Source organism: Providencia sp. 2023EL-00965, from assembly GCF_033550225.1.
GTDB lineage: Bacteria > Pseudomonadota > Gammaproteobacteria > Enterobacterales > Enterobacteriaceae > Providencia > Providencia manganoxydans.
On sequence record NZ_JAWUEH010000026.1, the window covers coordinates 1 to 24101 of the forward strand.

Below are 24101 nucleotides of genomic sequence, written 5' to 3' on the forward strand. Positions count from 1 at the left end.
CTGGCGGCAATAGCGCGGTGGTCCCACCTGACCCCATGCCGAACTCAGCAGTGAAACGCCGTAGCGCCGATGGTAGTGTGGGGTCTCCCCATGTGAGAGTAGGGAACTGCCAGACATTAAATTAAAGGCTTATTGCAATGCGATAAGCAGCCGAAAGGTGAAAGAATAAGTGGAGCGGTAGTTCAGTTGGTTAGAATACCTGCCTGTCACGCAGGGGGTCGCGGGTTCGAGTCCCGTCCGTTCCGCCACATTATAACGCCATGCTATTGATTAGCATGGCGTTTTTGCTTTTTAGGTTTTAGCGGTATGCCATCCAGTATGCCATTTTATTTTGGTTTCCTTCCCACGAGCTTGGTCTGTTTTGGATGCAATGTAATATTTTACGCGCTTTATTCTTCAGAATAACGAGATAGTGAAGGCAACTTTGCTATCTCGTTATCATTTTTTATTATTGAACTGAGATAGCTGGAAGACGGAACGGATCGCCCATTGCCATGTAGTCATCCACGTTATCAATGTTACGCAATGAACCCGCAATGAGTTGACTCATATCGAGAGGTTGTGTACTAATAACTTTTCCTTCCTTTGTTTTTTCAATCAATTGCTTTTCTTTTAAAAAGTAGCTATTCGTGCCTTTGTTGTATTCCCAGATAATTCTTTCTACTCCTTTATCTGGATATTGCTGAAGGTAATCTTTAACGGCATTTTCAGCGGCTAATTTGGCTTGAGCGTCGATCACTTTATTTTGTTTCTCTGGTGCTAGGTTATTGAGTTTTTCCTGATATCTTTGCATTTTTTGTTTGAGCGCAGTTGATTCACGTTCGGCTAATGTATTTTTGAGACTAAGCATGGCATCACTCAGGGTTGTTAGCGTTTGATCAAACGCTTGCCATTTTTCTATAATCGGTTTTTCGCAATGAATTGTTGCATTATTTCTCAGTGTTTCAATATCCTGTTGATAACGCTTTGAGGATTCGTTCTCAACGTACTCATATTCAGAAAAGCTAATTCGACTTTCACAGGTTTTTAAGTGATCCGGATCAAATCGAATATAACGCTCACTAGAGCGTTCACAGTTTTCTTTTTCCTTCTTAATGTATTGTGCTTTTTTAGCATCTAAAAACACCTTATCATTTCTCACTTTTTCTTTATAAATGGCTTTTTGCTTGTCCAATTCCGCTGAAATACAATGTGATGACATTCTGGATTTAGCCATATCAAGCATTTCTTGAATCTGTGTTTTTACTTCTGGATGATGAAAATACAAATAAAGTTCTTGATAATGTTGATAATGATCAAAATTGATAATTGTCAGGTAATGGACTGTACTATTGGGTGGTAAGTGGCGATTGGGGAGTGTTGAGACTATACTTTGTATGTCTGGCATATTTTTATTCTGTTGATAATAAGACGAAAATGTATCTTGTAATACCTTTTGCTCTATGGAAGATGGGGCCTTGATGGCAAATAGATTACCCGAATATTGCTGTAGCTTTTCTACCTGTTGAATCTCTTTGTGTAATTGGATTAGATTACGATTGATATTATCCCGTATTGATTGTGCTTGCTGTTGTAAACGTTCGGTCTCATGCTCATAGGTTTTGTTGTACAATTCTTGTCGTGTGCTTTCGTTGTAATTAAAATAGTTTTTACCCTTATGGAGTTCACAAGTATAAATAACATGTTGATATGCTGTATTTTCAGTTGACCATGTAATGGATTTGCACACATTCCGATGGTCTAAAAGTTGTTGATACGTATACTGGCTAAAACCTTGAGGGGACATATCTTTAACCTGCTGTATTGTGTTATCACAACCTGTTAATAAAAGCGAAATAGGGAATAAAATGACACAGATATTCTTCATGTGATGTCCTTTGCATATTCTGGTAAAAGTCGATTAAGCTCAATCTTAATGAACCAATAAGGAAACTTACGCCGGGGGAGTTAGTGAGAAATTTCACGATAATAGAGGGGCGGGCAGTCAAAATCAGTGAATATTTTCACTCTATTTTTCTTGTTTGGTTGAAATTTCCCTATCGGTTTATCATCAACATAAACCTCAAATTGTGTTGCTTTTGCTATCGCTTCAGCGAACTTGTACCACAAATTACCGTTACCGCGTGTTTGGGTTTCATCAGGAATGTAATAAACTTCATCATCAATAATGAAAGCGATATTGTCGCTGCCGATAGGGTTTCCATCTTGATAAAGGTGAACACCATTATCCATGTCGTCGTTTGCTGCAATATTACAAGCAAGGATCACGCTTAAGTGCTTGTCATTGCTGATACCGTATTCCATATAACCTTGAGCAAAGCTTTCAGACCAATAGTTAGGAATAGCGGAAGCACTGAATGTAGAGCCCATGAGTAGGCAAGCGTATATCATTTTTTTCATGGAGATTAACCTTTTTCGATTTTTTGAGTAATATTGCAATGTATTAGCGGTATAACGGAGATATTGGCCTTGTTCTTAGGCCCATGACAACGAAAAACGTAATCCCTGCCCAAACACTGTAGATATGACCGGTAGGCGAAATCCAATTATAAACAACGACAATAGTGCTAATGACGAAAGCAATTAGCAGGTATTTAATAAAATAAGATGAGTTCATGTAACTCCCTTTTTTAGAATGTAAAATAGCCAACATCAAAAAGGCATGTTGGCTAGATAAGTTGAGGGTAATCTTTAAGGCTGAATGCCAGAGATTAGAATCGGTAAGTCAAACCAAGCATGATGTCATTGGCCTTCACTTTGATTTTTGAGGTGTTTTCCCCATCGCCTACCGCTGTCGTGATGTCGGCTTTTCCAGCATCTAAATAGCGATAACTCAGCCCCATATCCCAATCGTCATTGATGGCATAGTTCACCCCCGCACCGACACTCCAGGCAAAGTTATTGGCGGTATGCGTGTGAGTATCATGCAGAGAGAGTCCTGGGGTATAAGCATCAACGCGGGTGGTTTTAAAATCCACGGCCGCATAGCCTAGCCCGACAGAGATATACGGCGTGAAATTTGAGCTATTTTTAATGTCGTAGTACCCATTGACCATTAACGTATTGAGTTTGATTTGGTTTTTAATATCACGAGTTTGATGTACGCCATTACGCACACGGTCGCGGATATTGTAGGTTGAATTCGCTTTATCACGCGCCATAAACTCCAATTCAGCGCGAACAGGGATATCAAACTGATTGGAAAAGTCATAACCTAACGCAAGTCCACCGCCAAATACGCCAGTACGATGGCTATCTCCATTTTTTGTACCATTATCACCGGCATCAGCATAGCCGCTGTAGACAAACTGCTGGCCAGACATTTGCACAATGGATGCGCCCATTTTACCTGTGACATAAAGCCCCGTTTTACTGTCATCCGTATTCGCGAATGCCGGTAATGAAATGCACCCCATCAGGGCGGAAACAATAAACGCTTTTTTCATGATTGATTTCCTTTTAATCAATATCACATTAAGTATGGTTGAATCGCGTTATATCAGTGGAAGGCATGAAAGATTTGACTCAATCACCTTAATATCACTGACATAAAGATAATTTAGCGTGAGATAGTTTAACTTAATCGATCTGTTTTACCTATCAATAATTAAAATACGATCGGTAATATCGATCGTATCTATCAATAAACGGTTATCGATCGGCGTAATCGATCAACTGTTGTTTCGGTGCTTAAATAAGAAAAAGAGTTGATGAGAAAGTGAGTCAAAATGGAAGGGAATAAAATGATGTTTAAAGAATGCTCTCCTTTCTTGAATAGGTTGGTATGCTCGATATTATCAAGTACCAAAATACGGGATAAGTCTTTATGTTAGCGCTAACGCTTTATAAGCAACGCCGTTTACTCATGTTATAGATATGAAAACCGAACTCCGTTAAGACCCAATGGTTTGATGTATTCCATTGAATCATTCCTTTTTTCTCCAGCGAGTTGAGTGTCCTTTTGTTGCAGAGTGAGCCATAATTGAGTTTCACATTACTCAAGGTTTTTAGTTGCCGTTCTGATAATTTCATCGCGTTCACCGTAAGATCCAATTATTTAACGTATACTGTGGCTATAGTTGTTCGCGTCCAGCAAAATGAGCATGCATTTGTTCTGTCAGTACCCACAACGCTTTATTGAGCTTAATATCCCCATCAATTCCATTCACTGAACGCGTGCGAGCGCGTTTACCTTTGGCATTCCTGCCTGATAATCCTCCCTTGATTAAATTTTCCTGCAAACGTTGGTACACTGTCCAAAGATCGTCTTTTTTATCTTCAAAGCGGCGAGGTTGTAACACTTGGGCTTCAGTGATCGGTTGATGTTCTTCGCCATAACGATACATGAGAGCGGCTTGGGCGAAGATCTGTTGTGCTGGTGGCGGTAATAGTAAGGACTGCATTTGCTCACGTTTTTCAGCGATAGCATCAAACGTATCTAACACTTCGTAAGCCCCTTCAATCACTTTATCGACGACATTACCTTTATGAGGAACTCTGACCTCCCCAAAGGTATCGCCACAAACCAGCCCATTTTGACAAACATAGCGAAAAAAGCCAGGTAACATTTGATAACTGCTTGAACCATCATGGCTATTAAGTAAGATGATTTCAGGCACTTGGCTACCCGTAATTTGGTCATGACGTCGGAGCCGTAACATATGCTTAGTATGATCACGACGGCTGTCATCTCGCACACGAGTTTGGCATGCAAAGAACGGATAAAAACCTTCTTTTTGCAGGCTATCCAATAAGGTAATCGTAGGAATATACGTGTACTTTTCGCTACGAGATTCATGCTTTTCTTCAGAGAACACACTGGGTACGGTGCGAAATAACTCTTCGAGAGTTAACGGGCGGTCACGGCGAATGCTATTCGCCGCACCAAAGCGAGAAGCTAAACGAGACATAGGGGGCCTCCTCAGTGATAACACTGATAAATTAAAATAAGATAAAGGAAATAAGTGAGGTGATAAGCTGGTGGACGCTGTATTAAAGCGTTATCAATAACTTAGTCAATTAGGTGAAAGATTTGTGCTTGCTCGGGATGTTGCATCGCATAGTCACGAAGTTGGTAAAAATACTCTACCAGCACAGAACTCTCGGTTTTAAACGACCAGATGCTATACACCATTAGACAGACTGCGATACCGGCCGCTTCAGGGCTTAACTCAGCCTCGTTACCATTATGAGGGTTAAACATCGGCAAGGTGATTTCAATCATCTCAGGCCAGATAAAAGCCCCCCATTCGATAACATGGTGAACTCCCAAAACGCGCCCTGATAGCGATGACAGAGCTTCGCCATCATGTTAAAAATATCGCCCTCGATACGTTGCCAATCGGGCACCGTCCCAAAGTAGAAACGCCAGAAGATATGACGGCCACTGGAGTGAACGAGATTGGTTTTGATAACAGTTGATTCTTGCTCTTGTAAGGTAAACATAATAGAACTCCAATTCAGTCGATATTGATAGACAGTAATAAGCAAAAAAGCCCTACACCTTGCGGTGCAGAGCTTTCTCGAAATGATAGGTATATTGAGTATCATTTTTAGTGACTCATTCTGATGATTGAGTCACTAAAATAATATAGATATAAAAATAAATGTAAGTTAATTAATGGGTTAGTCTGATGATGCTTTTATAATGAATCAGATAATACGAAGGCGTAAATAAGGACGTGGTTAATCGATTAGATTGAAAATGGCGGAACGTTCTGGGTGTTGCGCCGCATAATCACGCAATTGATAAAAGCGATCGACGAGGATGTCACTTTCCGTTTGAAATGACCATAAACTGTACATCATCAAACACACGGCAATACCTGCCGCTTCGCAACTGACGTTGGCTTCGTTACCGTTATGTGGGTTGAACAGCGTCAGTGTCTCTTGAGGTAAATCGGGATAAATAAAAGCGCCACCATTGGATAAGGTGCAATATTCCCAATATCCACCCTGATAGTCATCACAAAACTGCCCCATAGTGGTAAAGATGACCACTTCAAAGGTGCTCCAGCCTTTCACGTTTCCGAAGTGGTTGATCCAAAAATCCAGGCGTTGCTCATCGGGAACGAGTGTCATTGTAATTGCACATTCAGTTGAATTATTCATCAGTTGATACTCCAAGAAAAAGAAATAAAAAAGCGCCAGTCCTTAACGGGACTGGCGCTGAGAGTGATAATTAATGGGGTAATGTAAGAGGTTAAAAGAACATTCTCCACAGGGATTTAGCGACGGAGACGATACTGTTTTTAACGGTGCTAACCGTACTTCTTATCAATGGCGGCAAGGGAATGATATTGATTAAGGTATCGACGATATCACTGACGCATTGCCCAAAATCGTTACGTGCGGCGTTCTCCACCGATTGCGTCCGGTAAGCGCTGTTCAGTTGCCTAGCTACCCCGCTACTGGCTTGCGCCGGTAACGCCTTTATTAATTGCTCAGCTAATTCAGTGAGTTGAAAACCTTCTGCCGCAGAAACCGTCATCACAGGGTGATGCGGCTTAAATGCTGTTATCACGGCTTTCTGCTTCAATAGTAAGTGAGCTGTTTGTTCAGCGGATGGCTGGTGGTACTGTTCATCCCACTGGCGACAGGGCTCTATCTTGTCGGCTTGGTTCAGCACAAATAGAAATCTCTTAGGTTGATAACCGCATTGCTCAGTGAGAAAGCGATAACACTGTTCATCCGAAGACCATGCTCTGTCATCCGCCTTGAGTACCCAGATGATTAAATCCAGTTCTGGTAATAAGTTACGATATAGCTGGTGGTACTCTTTATCTCGCTCAAGGCTTTCCCCCACACCGGGTAAATCAATAAAGGTGAGTGTATGGTTGTTCACCGTCATACTGAAGCGTTGGGCTTGGCGTGTGCAGCCGGAGACATCACTCACAGGCGATAGTTGGCATTGGAACAGCGCATTTATCAGACTGGATTTTCCAGCCCCTGTTTTACCCATTAGACCAATGGTGGGGGAATAGTTGATTAGGTGATTGAATTGGTTGAAAAAAGAGGTTTGGAATGAAGTCGGTAGAGTCGATAGGAGGGTTTTAAAGTGAGCGTTGTGATACATATTACTCCTTGAAATAAAAGAAAATTATAGTTATTCAAGGAGATAATATATATCTGAGATTTTTTATAATACTGAGTAGAGTTTCGAATTAAAGTTAGTACAACCAATGGCTGTAAGCCAACGGTGCTTTATTCAGCAAGTCTTTGCGTTCTTGCCAATCAGGAAGTAGCTTATCCATATAGGCTTTAAATCGTTCATTATGTTTACGTTCAAGTAGGTGAACTAACTCATGAACTAGGATGTATTCTAAACATTCTGGTGGTTTTTTGGCGAGTTCTAAGTTTAACCAAATACGTTTTGCTTGCGTATTGCAACTGCCCCATTTGGTTTTCATTTTTCTCACGCCCCAAGCGTCGACAGTGACACCTATTTTGCTTTCCCAAATAGGTAACAAGTCAGCTATTCGCTTTTTAAGTGCTTCACGGTAGTATTCAGTGAGAACTAAAGCCTTTTGCTCAGCAGTTGCAGTATGGCTTACATACAAATGTAATCGCCCACGGCCTAATTTGGCTTCATGCTTTCCTACATGTGTTACAACATTGAGGCGATAGCGCCGACCCCACAAGTAATGGCATTCTCCACTGACCATTTCGCGTTCTGATTGGCGGGGTTGTTTTATAAAATTATTCTGCTGCTGTTTAATCCAAGGGATACGACGGATCACCGCCATACGAATAGCTGTTTCTGTCATAGATACAGGTGCAGATACACGTATACGACCATCTGGTGGTAACACGCTGATATGTAAATTTTTGATTGCTTTACGATTCAACTGTATTGCGATTGAACCAATTTCAATCATCGTCATCATTGATACTCTTTTTGAGCTTTAGCGAGTTCCATTACAGCCTGAATATCCAATTCATAATCAGCTGTTTCCTCTCGAATGGCATTGGCAATTTCCCGTTCTTTAAAACGATCTCCAACCCAGTCGGCCTTCTTCGTATAACGAATTGCACTATCAATTTGGGTGGCAAGCCATTCATCTTTGCCAAAGTTATCATAAAAAGCACGTTTGGGATTAGTATCCATTGATGCAGGGTAATTAGATGCTGTTTGTTCAGGACGTACCACTTTAGCAGCGAGTTCGCGAATTTTCTCGAGGTAATCTTGATATTCAATGGCTTTTTGTCGACGAAGTTCGATCAGTTCATTCAGTAATACTGACATCTGTTCATAGTATTTAGGGTTAACCGGATTTTCATCGACAATAATTTTTCGAACGTTATTTTCAATGGTCTCAGCCATTGCTCCCGGATTTTTACGCAGATCCTCGGGCAGGGCATTGACAGCAGTGACACCTTTTTCGACGATTAATTCAATCAAGCCCAGTTCTTCAAAGTCCATAAGAACTTCACTATCATCGGCACGAATATACATATCTAACAGATGACGCATTGCAGGTTCAAAGCGCTTCATTTCGACGAGATCACCACTTGCAAGCTTCACTTCATCGCGAACTTTTTCATAGTGGCAAACTTCAGATCTAATTGAGTCAACATCATGAGCAGAATAACCTGCATCAGGCATTTCGTTGGCGATATTTGCGAATGCCCGCAGTAACTTGGCAACGCTCTGGTATAAGGTTAAACGTAGTGCCTCTTTCTCGGTTAACTCATCTTGATTTAAGCCTGATTCGCCACAAAAATAATGGATATAATCCTCTGTATTTCGTGGTGCTTTTACCGGTTCACATAATGCTCGAACCATTTCCAGCGTACTATCCAAATCGAGTCTCGCTTGCTCTAATCGGTCTTTGAGTAAACCAACTACATCTTCCTTGTCATAGCCCTCAAATGCGCCTTGAGTATAATCAGAAATAGCTTTATCTAATGAACGGAACAAATCTTTATAGTCGATAATATAACCGTATTCTTTATCATCACCATCTAGGCGGTTAACACGGCAAATTGCCTGAAACAGGCTGTGATCTGCCATTTGCTTATCAATATACAAGTAAGTGGCAGAAGGCGCATCAAAGCCAGTTAACAATTTATCGACCACAATCAGTAGGCGCATTTGCCCCGGTTCATCAACGAAACGCTTTTTAACTTCCTTTTCAAAATCCTCAACTTTATTAGCGGCTTTATCTTCAGGTAGTTCGAAATAGTCCGCTAACATTTTTCGGTAAATATCGTATTTAAAAAGTTTTTCCGTTAAACCTTCCCCAGTCTCCTCACCTTTAATACTTGCAGGTGTTGGTTGGAAACTGGTGACGATAGCAACCTTACCCCCTAAATCGGTCTGGCTAAACATTTCATAGGCTTTACAGGCCTGATAAACGCTGGAGCAGACTAACATCGCATTACCATGACCATCCATTAGACGTGGTCTAGTATCCATATCCAGCAAGATATCATTCACAATCTGTTGTAAGCGTGATTTACTGGATAGCACCTTTTGCATGGTGCCCCATTTTAGTTTGAGCTGCGTTTTAGCGATTCGAGATAATCCGCGTGTTTTTGCCTCGAACCACTCATCAACTTTCTTTTGGGAGGTAATGTGTTGGTCTATATCTCTTGCTTCATAGCGTAAATCTAAAACTACACCATCAGCGACAGCCTCATCAAATTTATAGGTATGAATATAAGGACCAAAAACCTCAATTGATTTTTTTTTGTCTTTTTTCATTAGGGGAGTGCCCGTGAAACCGACAAACATGGCTTCGGGTAAAATGGTCTTCATTGCGTCGTGCAATTTGCCAGATTGAGTGCGATGGCACTCATCGACAAAGACAAACAGAGTCCCTTTAGCTATGAAACTTGATGGTAAGGATTTTTTCAGTTCCTCAATAAATTCATCAGTCGCAGCATCACTTTCAGGATCAGACTGCCGCCCAAATTTATGCACTAATGAGCAGATCAACCAAGGATTAGGTTGATTTAATGTAGCCACAAGATCTGCACCACTTTTGGTGCGATAAATTTCTTCGTCAACCCCCGTAAATACTTTTTCAATCTGTTCGTCAAGTTCAGTTCGGTCAGTCACAATCAGCACACGAGCATCAGTGACATTTTCCCGTATCCATTTAGCTAACCACACCATCGTTAAGCTTTTACCTGAACCTTGGGTATGCCAAATAATGCCGCCTTCACGCCTTGCGATATGGCGTTTTGCCGCTTCAATACCAAAGAACTGATTGTGACGACAGGTCTTTTTAATACCCGCATCGAAAACAATAAAATCATGGATAATTTGCAGCAAGCGCGCTTTGTTACACACGCGGCTCAGGTGAAAATCGAGTTTGTGACCATAAGGATTGGTGCAATCTTCTTTCCACTCAAGGTAATGTTTTTCAGGTGTCTCAATCGTGCCGTAACGCAAGCCTTGCGTGTCGTTACCCGCCATCACCAATTGCATGGTGGTAAAGAAGTTACGAATAAAATCTTTCTTCTGATTATCGAGGTTCTGGCGAATACCTTCGGAGACAGACACCGAAGAGCGTTTTAGCTCAATCACACCAAGCGCGATACCATTGACATACAACACAATATCTGGGCGTTTTTTGTTCTCGCCCTTGATAGAGACTTCTTCAGCAATGGCAAAATCGTTTGCTTCTGGGGTTTTCCAGTCAATCAGCCACACGGTTTCATTAAGATGGCCAGCACCTTCTTTATCTTTCACGCCGTAACGCAGTAGGCGATAAACCTCTTTGTTGGCGTAATAGAGCATTTTACCTTCGCCCAGCGCTGCTGCCGTATCCAATTGGCGAATAGCTCGATTGATCAACGCTTCGCTGACACCACGTTTTTTTAACCAATCAACGAGGATATCCACTTCAATATTTTTATTATTAGCGCGATCCTGCCAATCGCCTAAATAGCGATAGCCTAAGTCAGTTTGAAAAAACTGAACGATACGATTTTGTGTAGCGCGCTCACGCTGACCAACGTTACTCATCCTAACCTCTAATCAATTCGAAGCTTGTTCCCCTTGCCAATCAAGCAACAACCAAGCAAGTTAGACTTTTGAGCACTTAACGCTACCAACTGTGCTCGCTATTCATCGAGCTCGCTTAATAATGGCCTTGAACGCATTGCCAGCCCTGTCGTCAACAAACTCAATGTCTGGATACGCTTTTATCGCTCGTTTTATGCCGCTCCCCAAGCCTCGATATGGCAACACTTTTGGAGCAAACGAGGCCAAAATTGGGTTTCTAACATTCGAGTTACCCATTTTGATATTTTCTATCGTTAAATTATTGGGCAAGTGACCAGGGCTCACGATTTCAATTCGATCAGCAAACACCAAAACCTTAATCGGAGCGGATACAAAGTAATCTCGATGAATAAGCGCATTGGCAATAAGCTCTTCAAGCACGATTCGCGGAATTTCTTGTTCACCCACAGAGTTGATGCTCTGTTCATTTTGCACATGGCGAATGTTAGCCAACACAAAACCCAGAACCTTTTGGAAAACATCAGATAGCTTGCCGTTAATATCCTGGCTGTCGATATAGTGCTCGTCTTCGATATCAACACCCGGAAAAGCCACCGCTTTTACAATAAAAACGGGTAAGCGTATTTGTGGGCGTGATGCAAACAACAAGGCGCCGCAGATGTTAAGCTGCCCGTTCTTTGACAAATTCATATTTTCAAGCAGTTGAACACGAGAAACCTCTTGATCTTCAACTCGCTCGCTATATTCCCTTTCAAAAAATGCGTCAAAAAACTCTTGGTCTATGTCCACAACTGAACTACCGGCAACATGGATTTCATCAGCGTGTATCAGTGCAGCTTCTTGAAACATTCTCAGTAGCTCTTCTCGCGCGCTGACTTTGGATTTGTTAGCGCTATTTTTTACCCATACATGTAGGTTGCCATCCATATAAGGCTTGCTTATGCCTTCAGGCACATCAACAACCATCACCATACCACTGGGTAAAGCAACATTTTCAGTGGTAACGGAAATCGGTGGTTTTACATCCTTTGCCGCATTAGAAACCAACTGATTAATTCGCCCCATATCCTCAAGAGTTAGTCCTTGAATGCCTCCGTCATCAGTGATTCCAATAAACAATAAACCGCCTTTAGAATTACTGAATGCCGCTAACTCGGGCACCAGACTCTCAGCTCGGGTAATGTTTCGCTTAAACTGATGCCTTGAGTCTTCACCGTTGACAATAATGGCTAAGAGTTCTTCGGTTTCCATGCTTCATATACCTGCTTACGTTTCTCGAAGGCTTCGGCACCACCTTCCATAATATTTACAATGCGTTGCTGAACGTCAGCACAGTCAATGCTGCCGTTAACTAATGCGATATGGTCATCTTGATACTCACAGGCAATCACCTGTTCCGCATCACCCAGTACCGGAATATTGGCGTTGTGTGTTGCGAAGATAAACTGGGTAGAAGGCTTAAGCTCTCTAATCAACTTGATGACATCGTCATAGATAGTTTGGTTGTCCAAATCATCTTCTGGCTGATCAATGATCACCACGTCGTTTTCTTGCTGACTTAACACAAACAGCATCAACGCCGATGCCCTTTGCCCCAACGAGTGGTGCGCCAGTGCTTTGCCGTGATACTCGATAGTAAACACATTCGGCACTTGCCAGGTTAACAAGGCTTCTAAGTTGTCTTCAAAATACTGCCAGAAGGTATCAAAAGACCCGCCAAGCGTGCTTTTCAGCTTTTCAATGTCGCGATAGGCCGATGCGAAATCACTGTATTCATCCACCACACTTTGCAACGTTGCTTCTCGAATACGGCTCCCGCGATACAAATCTTGAATGTGCTTAAGCATGGCAGCCTTATTCGCTTTAAATTGCGGCACAATTTTAAGGGGCGAATTAGCTCGATTGATCCTGCTCAGTACCTGTTCAATAGTGCGGTACTCCTCCAGCCAAAGATCATTAAGCTGCGCTAATTCACGCTCTAGGGATTGATTCAAATCCGCGTACTGCTGCTCGCTTTTGGCGAGTACGGCTAACATTTGCTCGGCTTGGTCTAACAAGCTTTTAAGCTGCTTAAACTCTTGCGGGCTAATTGCCTGTGCACCGGCTTGCTTAAGCTCGGTGGCCAGTTTGCGTTCAATCTCGGCAAACTCTTCTTTTAGCGCCTGCTTTTGTTGTACAAAGCCAGCTAGCTTCTGCTGTAATAGTGCAACCGTACTTTGACCCGTTAGTATCGTTTGCTTGATGCCATCAAAGCCAGCAATCAACTGCTGGTAGGTCGCAAAAAAGTCATCAAAAAATATCTGATTCTGGGCAGACTTATACAACGCCTGATTTTTTAGCTCATCTTCAAAGCTGGCCACAAAACTATTGAGCTCGGATAGATAATGCTCAGCACCTTGAATGACTTGCTGTGCTTTGCGCTCATCGCGCTCAAAATCAATTTGCTTTTGTAGCTTAGTTTCAACACCGTGTTGCTGATAGAACTTGAGCTTAAATTCAGCATCTTGCTTTTTCTGCAACCATTCTTGCTTTTGTGTTGCCGCTCGAGTAAGACGCTTAATCTGATTAATCGCATCCACTACCCGCTGCCGGCCCTGATCAATTTTTTGTCGAATGGGCACCAGTGCGTCGCCAAGCAACTTTTCAATCAAATCTTTTTCAAAGCCAGCGCCCGTACTGGAAAGATCTTTCTGACCAAAATAGATTGGCTGGTGCAATACCGTTTCACGCACCGACACGCCGGGTTGCAACTGACCATTCACATACACATCGGAGCGCTCACCCAAGATACGGCGGATTTGATAGGGCTGACCACGGCGATCAATGGCGTCGATGGTAATTTTACCGCCACTACGCAGTAAGTGTTTTACCAGCCCCTCTTTATATTCCACATCCGACGACTTATCACCAAAGGGAATATTCAGCGCATAACGCACCCCTTCCAATACGGATGATTTACCACTGCCTCGAATTCCAATCAGGGTATTGAGCTCAGGTGAAAGGGAAATTTCTGTGCCACCTAAAGTACCCGCCCCTTCAAAGCGGATTTTTTGAATATAAGAATGTTTATAGCTAGGCAGCTCGGCGCGGACTCGGGAAGCTTTATCACGCAACGCAAACTTAACCGCCTCAAAGCTGAATGAGCCAAGCTTTAAGTAGCTAGCCTCTTTACGGGCCGCCATATCGGCAAGGTTCTTGGCATCACAACCTTCCACTTCAGCCGGATATAAATTACCTAATGCCTGCTGGATTTTCGCGCGTTCATCACGGGTGCGCACTTTTTGAAAAGCCAAGACTCTACGCCTTACTGTCGCGTTATCAAATAAATCCTTTATTCGCCCTGCTGCGAGTTCTTTCCACACCCCCTTTGGCGCTTCGACGTGGGCAAAAATGAGAAAGTAATCTTTGTGAAATTTATCCAGCTCACGCACGGTTTCGACAATATCGTGGTTCGAGCGCGCATTTTCATCTTCGAAGTTCGCAATACCAGCAAAAGTCAGGCTAAGAAACGTCTGAATATGGTTGGTTTGTTCTTTGTTGCTAAACCACTCATCCGAAAATACCACTAAAGTATGCACACCTGCCTGACCATCCTTGATGGATAACTCAATGCCAGGCAACAAACCAATGCCTGATTTTTTGGCTTTTTTGCGCAATGCCTTAAATTCATCTGCATCAAATTTATTGTGGTTGGTGATAACCCCAAGACCAATGCCCGCATTCGCAAGCGCCGCAACATACTGGTTAGCATAGTCATTTTCTTCACCAGTATAAGTAAACTCTTTATCAGCGCGAGTATGGAGGTGGAAGTCGGCCTTTAACCAGCGGCTTCCGTATGCAAATACAGATTCACTCATGAATAACCTCCTTTGATGGCTTGATTAATCGCGTTTTACCCGTCAGCAGCTCTTGCATCATGCCTTGTTTGATCTGGCGGGTTTTGCTAAGGCGTTGTTCCAGCACTTGAATTTTTTCATCCATATCGGAGAGAATGGTGGCGATGGCGGTTTGTTCTTCTCTATTAGGCGACGAAAATTCGAAATTAACAAAATCCTTTTGATACAAGTGAGTAATCGTTGAGCCTGCCGTAATTCTGTTGATGAAATCATCAAAAATTCTGGAGGTAAGCACGTAGAATAAGAAACGTGGTATCAAATTGTTATATCTAGGCCTAATTACGAATATTCCACTATTTAGTGTGGCAGGCCGGCTAAGTGCAGCAACATAACCAACTTTACCAATTGTTCCATCCTTGGTTATCAATAAATCATCATTTTTTAACTGAATGTTTTGATCTTGTTTGTAACGCCACTCACTAACATAAAAACATCTTTCCCACTTCACTACACCAGAGTCAAAATCTGTCCCTGTTACCAAATAGATATCTCCTGTTGTTTGGTACTCTTTGGTAGTCAAAGCTTGCCAGCCAATACGAGCTTTTAATGTTGTATCTTGAGCGATTGATATAACCTTCCAATCCTCTGGAATTTCACCCAATACACTTTGCTTAGTACCTTTCTTCGAACCATCTTCACGTAGTGCGAATTGTGGTAGACGAGTACGGCCTGTGAGGAGTTGTTGCATAGTGGCGGTTTTGATAGCTTGTTTTTTGGCGATCAGTTTTTCTAATTCACTAATCAGCGCATCAACATCGGATAGTGCAGTGGCTATGGCGTTTTGTTCATCTATTTTAGGGAGTGGAACTAACAAACTACCATACTCATTACCATTAATTCCTGGCTGTCCACTTCGCATAGAGTTTACATTGACCCAAGACCAATAACGTTGTGTTTGAAGATATTGAGATAAAAATCGTGGCTCAAGTATATTCTTGTCAGGAGAAACTTTTATCAAGAACCCTGCATATATCAATGTGCCATCATGTTCTTTGTATAAGTATGATTTACCTACACTAGCGCCAGTTCTAGCCAGAACAATATCACCATTAGCTAGTTGATATTGACTTGAAAACTGGCTTTTAACACCAACTTTTTCAGATGGTTTAAAGTAACCATCTTCTGAAATGTCTGTAATCCGAATATAGACAGGTAGTTTTCCTTCAAGGGGAACGGCTGGCGCATTAATTCCATATTTAGGGGGGGTTTTTAATAAATCCCTCAACTGAGAAATCTCCCAATCCTTAGGGATCACCCCAACTTCCGTCTGCTTATAGCCAGCCGGAATAAGATTTAAACCCGTTTCTGTTACTTCAACGCTCATAGTGACCACTCCAAACCCATCGCTTTTAAATGGCCTGCGACTTTCTCACTCAGGTCTTCTACCGATTTACTAATATCCGGTAATGGTTCGCTGTAGCGTTCTTCTAACTCTTTAACTCGATTAGCTAATTGCTGAGTCACACGCTCAATTTCTGCTTCGATATTGCTTTGCAACGTCGCTAGCCATTTATCATCCACAATCAAGTTTTTGATTTCGTCGATACTCAGTTTCGGGTATTGTTTAAACACCGCTAAATCGAGGGCATCTTGGGCTTCTTTTAGCACTTTTTTAGCATCGGCTTCATTATCAAACAGCTTTTTGGCTTGTTTTAATGCTGATTTTTCATCAGGGTCAATAGCAACTTTCAAACGTGCCGTGACTGTTGCTTTGGTTATCTTGTCTTTATCATTCAAGGCATCATTAAGTAGGCCCTCGTCACCGCTATTTTCCTCAAGATAGGTCTCTAACTTTTGGCTAGCGCTATCAAGTTCGCTTTGCAAGGTATCGACTTTGGTTTGTTCATCGGCAAAATAGCGTGCCATGATAAGAGCAGGGGGGATCAACTCAGCTTTATACTTTGTTTTACCAATCACTAAGTCAGGTGTTTCTCTCAGTTTTTCACCTTTTTTGACTTCTAACTCACGCAATACCTTACCTGTAGACCAACCATCTTGTACCAGTACGTACACATCGTCTTGCATCGTATCACTCCAGTAATCCATCAGGATCTGGTAGATATCGTATTTGCTCAGCAACGGTGTTTGTGAATAGCTTTGTAACAAACTTTCGCTAATTTCAGCGATTAACGCTTTAGGCTGATCACCTACACCGATCTCAGCTAAATTAGATGCGCGAGCCCAAGCGTGATAATACTGCAAGCTATTCGTCGCAAACTGTTTAAATTCATCATGGTTTAGAATGGTATTCTTCACTTCAGAGGCTTTAACTAAAGCTTCGCTATAACCTTCACGTGCTGGTTTGAATAAGGTCGCACGAATACTTGGGAATATCTGCCAGTAGTGTTCTAAGGCATCGATATCACGATTGGGAATACCACCTTGTAGATGGGCACTGAGGTCGTGCAAGTCTTCTGGTTCACTGGAATCAATATAACGCGGTATATTTAGATTGTAGTCATTAGCCACTATTTCGCTTAATGGCACCATCCGGCTAAAGCGAGGTTGTTCTAATTGCTTGGTAAATATCTCAACAATTTTATAAATATCCTGACTACGCAGGCGGTTTTTATTGCCATCTTTGATAAAGCCTTTGCTGGCATCGACCATAAAAATACTTTCTCTCGCCTGTGCGTGTTCTTTGTCGATCACGATAATACAGGCAGGAATACCCGTGCCGTAGAATAGGTTGGCAGGTAAACCGATAATTCCTTTGATATAACCTTGCTTAATCAGATTTTCACGAATACGCGCTTCGGCGTTGCCCCGGAACAATACACCGTGGGGGAGAATGACGGCGCCTTTACCCGTGCTTTTTAAGCTTTTGATAATATGCAACAAGAAGGCGTAGTCACCATTTTTTTCTGGGGGAATTCCCCAGCTAAAGCGATCAAATTCATCCTTTTTAGGATTAATGCCGTTAGTCCAGTTTTTGTTGGAGAAAGGGGGGTTAGCGACAGCAAAATCGAAGGTTTTCAGTTGCCCGTTGGCTTCTTTCCACAGTGGATCTGAAATGGTGTTGCCTTTCCAGATTTTCGCGGTGGCGTTGTTGTGTAGGATCATATTCATACGAGCCAAGGCGCTGGTGGCGTTGTCCATTTCTTGGCCAAAAATACTCAAGCCACGTGGTGCTTCATCACTCGCTTTTAATAATAATGAACCTGAACCGCAAGTTGGATCATAAACGGTAGCGTCTTGCGGGGTATTACTATCAATACCAATCACTTTCGAAAGAATGCGTGAAACTTCGGATGGGGTGTAAAACTGGCCTTTGGACTTACCTGACTCAGTCGCAAAGTGACGCATTAGGTATTCGTAAGCATCACCCAATAAATCGTCACCATCCGCGCGGTTGGAAGAGAGATCTAGCCCTTCAAATATGCCTATCAGCTTGGAAAGGCGGTCAATCATCTCTTTGCCTTTTCCTAGTTTATCTTCGTCGTTAAAATCGGCGACATCGATGACACTTTTGAGATCGTTTTCTTCGGCTAACGCACTGATGATTTTGTTTATTTTATCGCCGATTTCTTTATCGCCTTTAAGCGCAACCATATCATCAAAGCTGGCACCTTGGGGTACGACAATCATACCGTATGGGTCGCCTTTATACTTATCAGATACATACTTCATAAACAGCATGGTCAGTACATAGTCTTTGTACTGGCTGGCATCCATCCCACCGCGTAATTCGTCGCAACTGGCCCATAGTGAGGAGTATAGTTCGTTTTTCTTAATGGCCATTTGGGTTCCTTAACCTTTAGATGACAGATTTGTAGTTTATAACATTACAATGATTGATTTAACTCAAAATCAAATAATCAATGTAGATTAAGCTTCTGATTGTTGTTTCAAGGAGCTTATACCTGTTGTTAGGGCAATTATTGAGCAGGGTTGCCTCTGCTGGTAGTTATGGAAGCTAAAAACCACGAAAAGCTATACTTTTTTGATCTCTTAATCTTCAAACTTTACTTTTACAGAGCTTTTATGAAAAATATTATTTATATATTCTTTAAAGGTTATATGGTCAATCTTATCATTATATAAAAACACTGAAATACTTGAAAACCCTATATCTTTAATTTTGTTGGGTTTTATTTTGACCTTTAGAGTGCCCCTACCTAGTATGACTTTATCGATAATGTTAGAGTACTCTCGTTCTGATAGGTGAGTTTGAATACCTATTGAATCATCTATATCGCCATCATCAAATCTCGATATTATTAGATAATTTTTGGGGGTTATAGGGTCATCGCCGATACCTATAATAACAACATCGTTCTCTGTATAACAATTAGCGATAGAAGCTTTAAAAATAATTTGATTATTCATGATCTTGTCTTAGCATTTTTTTGAAGTTGTTGAGGGCTGTTTCTTTGGTGTGGCCTTCCATGTTTGCTGTTCTGTTCCTTTTCCCCAATTATATACAACGCTAGCATCTGTTTCCCCAGCGAAAACATTCATTTTTCCTTTACATGAATTACATGGTGGATATTGACCATCTATCACTAATTTATCGCCTGAAAGAGCAATATCTTTTAAATCAACGGTGATTCTAGCCTCGGTATGTGTTGCAAGTGTGCTTCTTGGGAAACCTAAAGCAGCTTCACTTGGTGTCATATTCCCACGTTGCCAAATACCTGTAGCTTTTATATTGCCAGAGCTATCATAAAGTGTTGCTCTTGCTGAATGAGTTCCTTTACCTGACCCAAAAGATAATCCTAATGGGTCAATCCATACCAATGGATTAGGTGCATAAGCATACAGATTCATTCCATCCAATATCGTGGCGTGTTAGCTTGCCATAAGCCCGTGACTCAACCACTTTATGAATGCGACAACCCAGTGCATTGTTATTTCAGGGTGCTGATATCTATAAGGCAAATATTGAAAAGCAGGGTTGCCCCTGCTGGTAGTTATGAAAAATATGCGGGTAGGATAGAAAGTAGATATATTATTTAGCTATGTAGAAATTAAACGCTGTGGCGGCTAAGTAGCGACCATGTGTACCATCATAAATTTTTGCTGCATCAGGCCAAGCAAAATATCGAGTCTCAGGCTTATCACGATAAAGCTCACCAGTTTCAGGATTAATGGCGTAAACCTTTTTTGCTCCTTTTTTAAATATTTTCCAAACGGTTTTAACGAATACATCTGTTTCAGGATCGTTTTCAGGGAAATAGGATGCCGCCAAGCGACCATTCATTATGCAACCTTTAGCATAGCCAGCTTCCTTTGAGTGTTGGTATTGAATTAATCCTCTTCCTATTGGATTACCCATATAACCAGAACCTGTGGGGAAAGGTTTCACATCATTTTTAATGTACTCCGCTTGGCTGACTATACTTTCATCTGAAATTACTACTATTGAATTTAGCTTATCGTAACAGAGTGCAATAGAATTTTTCATTGGAGGGAATGGTGAATCCCAAGGGTGAAAATCAATAAAATAAATGCCCGGTAAACTTTCTCTTAATTTAATCGAAAACTCATGTTCGTCCTTTTTTGTCATGAATATCTCGATGGCTAACATTTTATTTTTAGGCGGCATATGTTCTACCTTATCTTTGAGTAACTGTTCCAACAACCATATTGTCAGTGTTCAATGCACCAGGCTGCAACGTATTACCTTTAGGAACAGTAATAACAACTGCATTTGGGTTTTGTTGGGTTATTCTGACCGCATTATCCCATTCACGTTGCGTCATTCCATTTACATTGCCTTTGTCTACCGTCTGAACATACACTGTGCGACCTTTGGCATCAATAAACGTCATATCAGTATAAGACCCACCTTTACGGCCTGTAACGGCTGGATTTAGTGGTGGCAAATACGTTTCAGGCCTTTCAGCCCCATTTAAAGCATTTCGTCCGCCATCAGTATGAGTAACTGCACCTTTATTATCCCGGATGAATTGATCTCGAACATCATCCATGTGTGATTTAGTTGCTGCATTACCACGTCGGCATAATCCCCAAGGATCAATCCATCCCAATGGGTTAGGGGCATAAGCATACAAGTTTATCCCACCCAATAACCCAATCGGGTCAGGCATGATAAATCGGCCTATCTGTGGGTCGTAGAATCGGAAGGTATTAAAATGCAGCCCTGTTTCATTGTCAAAATACTGTCCGGCATAGCGTAAGTTCTGCTCGAAGGACTCCATTTCACGTTCTGGGGCAGAGTAGAAACTCAATGGGCTACTGCGAACAAAACCAAAGCGTTCATATTTCCCTGACCACACCGTATTGCCTTGTGCATTGGTGACGTCGAGCGGAGCACTGTTAATGTCGCAGTGGTGCCAGTAATAACGGTAGCCTGCGGGTTGCTTCACGATAACGGCGAGTGGGGTATAACTGCCGTGTTCTTCGTAGCAATAGGTCTGACATTTACCCGTATTGATATCCTGCTCTTGCAGCAATCGCAGCCCTTGCCACACAAAATGGGTTTCCTGTCGTTTCAGTGTGCCGTAAGCCCGTGACTCAACCACTTTATGAATGCGACGACCCAGTGCATCGTAGTGATATTGGGCTTTCATGTCGCTGGTTTGGGCGATAACTAAACGGTTATCCCCATCATACTGATACGTTTGTTTGACTTGGTTGGGATTTTCGCGTGAAATCACGTTACCATAGGAGTCATGGCGATATTGCCAGCCTTGGAATTGAAGTAGTCTTATGTGATCTATGATGTCCATACAATAATAAAATCATACCGGTCAAAGTTCATCCTTATCAAATTCTCTGCAATCAGATCAACGTATTTGTTTAAACTAATGATGCTTTCTTCTGGGGTCGTATGACCTGAATGAATAATATTTCTACCACCGTCAACTGTGTCACGCATTTTCCAGATGGGGTCATAGTCGCCAACCCCGTTTCTACAGCCTTATGCCTTATTAGATTATTACAATTCTGACCCGATGGGGAAAGAAGACCGAAGATTACGAGGCCATTTTGCATTTTGCCTGTGACCTCATCGCCTAGAATAAAGCTCTATTGAGATAGGCTTTTAGCATCATTTTATCCATTGTTGATATTTCTCTGGGTCATTGATAATTAGTGCTTTTAATTCCTCAAAAACCTCTTTTACTCCGGAAGAATCTGATTTATATTTATCAAAAACAAAAATAATTCCTTTTTCAATATAATCAATTGCATGACATATTCTTTCAGTAAATGAAGTTGATTCTTTGTATGGAATGAATATTACAAATTCAACTTTTTTCTTTTTCGATAACGTTGTTGGCCCCTTAACTAAAGGACTATTACCTCTTGTTGATGTGATAATAAAAACAACAGAATAATCATTTGTTTTGAATAGCTTTTCATAATGTATGATATTTTTATCTAAAGCATCGAGATTATTTTTTAACGGTATTAGTACCGAATTGGTAATATCATAGCTAGTGTCAATTTCAGCATATATCTGGCTAAATAATATTTTCATTAACATTTACCTTGTGGTTTATAGCTTTTTTTGTTGCCTTCTGGAACTTGGTTTGTCTTTTTATAATACTCATCAAGTTTTGCTGTTTCAGCAGCTTTTGCGGCTGTAGTTGTTTTATAACCTTCTTCTATAACAGTACCTGTTATAGTTTTGTCTGGATATAGGTCTTGAAGTTTACGCACTTGTTGATGTAATCGTGTTGGGAGATTAGTACTTTGAGTTACTCTATTTAAATCTGCCTTACCATATTTATAAAGCTGCCCATCGATCTCTATTTTATAAACCCCAAAATTTCCAGTGGCTCCATTAGTATTTAAATGGCTCCAACCCCAAGGATCAATCCAGCCCAATGGATTAGGTGCATAAGCATACAGATTTATCCCACCCAATAACCCAATCGGGTCGGGCATGATAAAACGACCTATCTGTGGGTCGTAGAATCTGAAAGTATTAAAATGTAATCCCGTTTCATTGTCAAAATACTGTCCTGCATAGCGTAGATTTTGCTCAAAGGACTCCATTTCACGTTCAGGGTCGGAGTAGAAACTTAATGGGCTACTGCGAACAAAACCAAAACGTTCATATTTCCCTGACCACACCGTATTGCCTTGTGCATTGGTGACCTCAAGTGGGGCACTGTTAATGTCGCAGTGGTGCCAGTAATAACGGTAGCCTGCGGGTTGCTTCACGATAACGGCGAGTGGGGTATAACTGCCGTGTTCTTCGTAGCAATAGGTCTGACATTTACCCGTATTGATATCCTGCTCTTGCAGCAATCGCAGCCCTTGCCACACAAAATGGGTTTCCTGTCGTTTCAGTGTGCCGTAAGCCCGTGACTCAACCACTTTATGAATGCGACGACCCAGTGCATCGTAGTGATATTGGGCTTTCATGTCGCTGGTTTGGGCGATAACTAAACGGTTATCCCCATCATACTGATACGTTTGTTTGACTTGGTTGGGATTTTCGCGTGAAATCACGTTACCATAGGAGTCATGGCGATATTGCCAGCCTTGGAATTGAAGTAGCCTATCCCCTTGTGGGCTTAGGGCAGGCGTTGATGGCGTTTGAGCCTCGATTTCTGATTGAGGTCGCTCTAACAGATTATCCGCACGGTCATAGAACAGCATGGCGTCCATGTTTTCGCCACTAGCAACTTTTTTCAGTCGCTGCTCAGAGTCATATAGATATTCCACCCAGCCCCGATAATGGTCCTCCATCGCGCCAAGGTTATCTTGCTCATCATAAAACCATTTTCGTGATGAGGTAACACCGTTGAGTGGATGCTGTTTATTGCGTGAGCTGAAGATGCTTATTGTCCGCCCCAGCTTATCGTACTGTCGATATTGTATCAGAGTACCTTGGGTACGGCTGATTTCACGGTGCAGGTCATCTCGTTCAAATTCGGTGATTAAGTGTGGCGTACCCTCAACAAGGTGATTGATGGCAGTGACATGTCCAGAACCGTAATAGAGCCAGTTTAGGCTGTCACCTTGAGGTAACGTCAGACGACTCAGGTTATTGAGTTCATCGTAAGCAAATTCGACGATATCATCGCCCGTTTGTTCACGGGTAATACGCCCAAGTGCGTCGTAGGTAAAGTGAACTTGGTTCGCTTGCAAGCCCATTTCAAGGCCGAGTTGATTCGGTTGCCTTGACGCCACCAATAAGCGGTTTAGGTTATCCCACTGGTACTGATAGCTATCAGTTAATGTTTCCCGTTTAGCAAGGTTACCGGCGGGGTCATACTGCAACAACACCGTGCGAGCGGGGGAAGGGAACA

General features: G+C 41.9%; 19 protein-coding genes, 1 tRNA gene, 1 rRNA gene and 1 pseudogene. 2 read left to right on the plus strand and 20 right to left on the minus strand.

Going from position 1 to position 24101, the window contains the following annotated elements; genetic code table 11:
- A 5S ribosomal RNA gene (rrf, locus tag SC428_RS21175) occupies nt 1-115 on the plus strand.
- Between the two features lie 56 nt (nt 116-171).
- Nucleotides 172-248: transfer RNA gene (locus SC428_RS21180), tRNA-Asp, on the plus strand.
- Nucleotides 249-448: 200 nt separating this feature from the next.
- Here SC428_RS21180 and SC428_RS21185 read toward each other — a convergent pair.
- The 20 genes and pseudogenes from SC428_RS21185 to SC428_RS21280 form a co-directional block, all read right to left on the minus strand.
- Nucleotides 449-1867 carry a hypothetical protein gene (locus SC428_RS21185; protein ID WP_318710257.1) on the minus strand — a complete coding sequence of 473 codons (1419 nt, stop codon included), beginning with the start codon at nt 1865-1867 and terminating at the stop codon, nt 449-451.
- Between the two features lie 80 nt (nt 1868-1947).
- Complete coding sequence (locus tag SC428_RS21190) at nt 1948-2400, minus strand: hypothetical protein (protein ID WP_318710258.1); 453 nt, start codon at nt 2398-2400, stop codon at nt 1948-1950.
- 43 nt (nt 2401-2443) lie between these two features.
- Entirely contained in the window at nt 2444-2617 is a 174-nt protein-coding gene (locus tag SC428_RS21195) for a hypothetical protein (protein WP_318710259.1), read from the minus strand.
- Between the two features lie 94 nt (nt 2618-2711).
- The gene (locus SC428_RS21200) at nt 2712-3446 is read right to left on the minus strand and encodes an outer membrane protein (RefSeq protein ID WP_318710260.1); all 735 of its coding nucleotides are present in this window, start codon (nt 3444-3446) and stop codon (nt 2712-2714) included.
- 627 nt (nt 3447-4073) lie between these two features.
- Entirely contained in the window at nt 4074-4910 is an 837-nt protein-coding gene (locus SC428_RS21205; protein ID WP_004927116.1) for a DUF932 domain-containing protein, read from the minus strand.
- A gap of 101 nt (nt 4911-5011) precedes the next feature.
- A pseudogene (locus SC428_RS21210) lies at nt 5012-5445 on the minus strand (antirestriction protein).
- A gap of 240 nt (nt 5446-5685) precedes the next feature.
- Entirely contained in the window at nt 5686-6111 is a 426-nt protein-coding gene (locus SC428_RS21215; RefSeq protein ID WP_318710261.1) for an antirestriction protein, read from the minus strand.
- Nucleotides 6112-6202: 91 nt separating this feature from the next.
- Nucleotides 6203-7075, minus strand: coding sequence for a GTPase family protein (locus SC428_RS21220; RefSeq protein ID WP_318710262.1), 873 nt, complete (start codon nt 7073-7075; stop codon nt 6203-6205).
- Nucleotides 7076-7169: 94 nt separating this feature from the next.
- Nucleotides 7170-7883, minus strand: coding sequence for a M48 family metallopeptidase (locus SC428_RS21225; RefSeq protein WP_140187088.1), 714 nt, complete (start codon nt 7881-7883; stop codon nt 7170-7172).
- On the minus strand, nt 7883-10975 hold the full coding sequence (locus SC428_RS21230; protein WP_318710263.1) for a type I restriction endonuclease subunit R: 3093 nt from the start codon (nt 10973-10975) through the stop codon (nt 7883-7885). The genes SC428_RS21225 and SC428_RS21230 overlap by 1 nt, the downstream gene beginning before the upstream one ends.
- Nucleotides 10976-11077: 102 nt before the next feature.
- On the minus strand, nt 11078-12226 hold the full coding sequence (locus tag SC428_RS21235) for an RNA-binding domain-containing protein (RefSeq protein ID WP_140187049.1): 1149 nt from the start codon (nt 12224-12226) through the stop codon (nt 11078-11080).
- Complete coding sequence (locus tag SC428_RS21240; protein WP_318710264.1) at nt 12205-14832, minus strand: TrlF family AAA-like ATPase; 2628 nt, start codon at nt 14830-14832, stop codon at nt 12205-12207. Before SC428_RS21240 ends, SC428_RS21235 begins: the two co-directional genes overlap by 22 nt.
- Nucleotides 14825-16195 carry a restriction endonuclease subunit S gene (locus SC428_RS21245; RefSeq protein ID WP_140187052.1) on the minus strand — a complete coding sequence of 457 codons (1371 nt, stop codon included), beginning with the start codon at nt 16193-16195 and terminating at the stop codon, nt 14825-14827. The genes SC428_RS21240 and SC428_RS21245 overlap by 8 nt, the downstream gene beginning before the upstream one ends.
- A complete protein-coding gene (locus tag SC428_RS21250; protein WP_318710265.1) occupies nt 16192-18612 on the minus strand; it encodes a type I restriction-modification system subunit M in 2421 nt (806 codons plus the stop codon). Before SC428_RS21250 ends, SC428_RS21245 begins: the two co-directional genes overlap by 4 nt.
- A 210-nt stretch (nt 18613-18822) precedes the next feature.
- The gene (locus SC428_RS21255; protein WP_318710266.1) at nt 18823-19200 is read right to left on the minus strand and encodes a hypothetical protein; all 378 of its coding nucleotides are present in this window, start codon (nt 19198-19200) and stop codon (nt 18823-18825) included.
- A 9-nt stretch (nt 19201-19209) separates the two neighbouring features.
- Entirely contained in the window at nt 19210-19641 is a 432-nt protein-coding gene (locus tag SC428_RS21260) for a hypothetical protein (protein WP_140187058.1), read from the minus strand.
- A 181-nt stretch (nt 19642-19822) separates the two neighbouring features.
- Entirely contained in the window at nt 19823-20419 is a 597-nt protein-coding gene (locus tag SC428_RS21265) for a hypothetical protein (RefSeq protein WP_318710267.1), read from the minus strand.
- Nucleotides 20420-20429: 10 nt separating this feature from the next.
- Nucleotides 20430-21566: an RHS repeat-associated core domain-containing protein gene (locus tag SC428_RS21270; RefSeq protein ID WP_318710268.1), complete on the minus strand. Its 1137-nt coding sequence runs from the start codon at nt 21564-21566 to the stop codon at nt 20430-20432.
- 320 nt (nt 21567-21886) lie between these two features.
- Nucleotides 21887-22318 (minus strand): hypothetical protein, encoded by a 432-nt coding sequence (locus SC428_RS21275; RefSeq protein ID WP_042117394.1) that lies wholly within the window; start codon nt 22316-22318, stop codon nt 21887-21889.
- Nucleotides 22318-24101, minus strand: a 1784-nt coding sequence (locus SC428_RS21280; RefSeq protein WP_318710269.1) for an RHS repeat-associated core domain-containing protein, incomplete at its 5' end; no start/stop codon positions are given. The genes SC428_RS21275 and SC428_RS21280, both read right to left, overlap by 1 nt.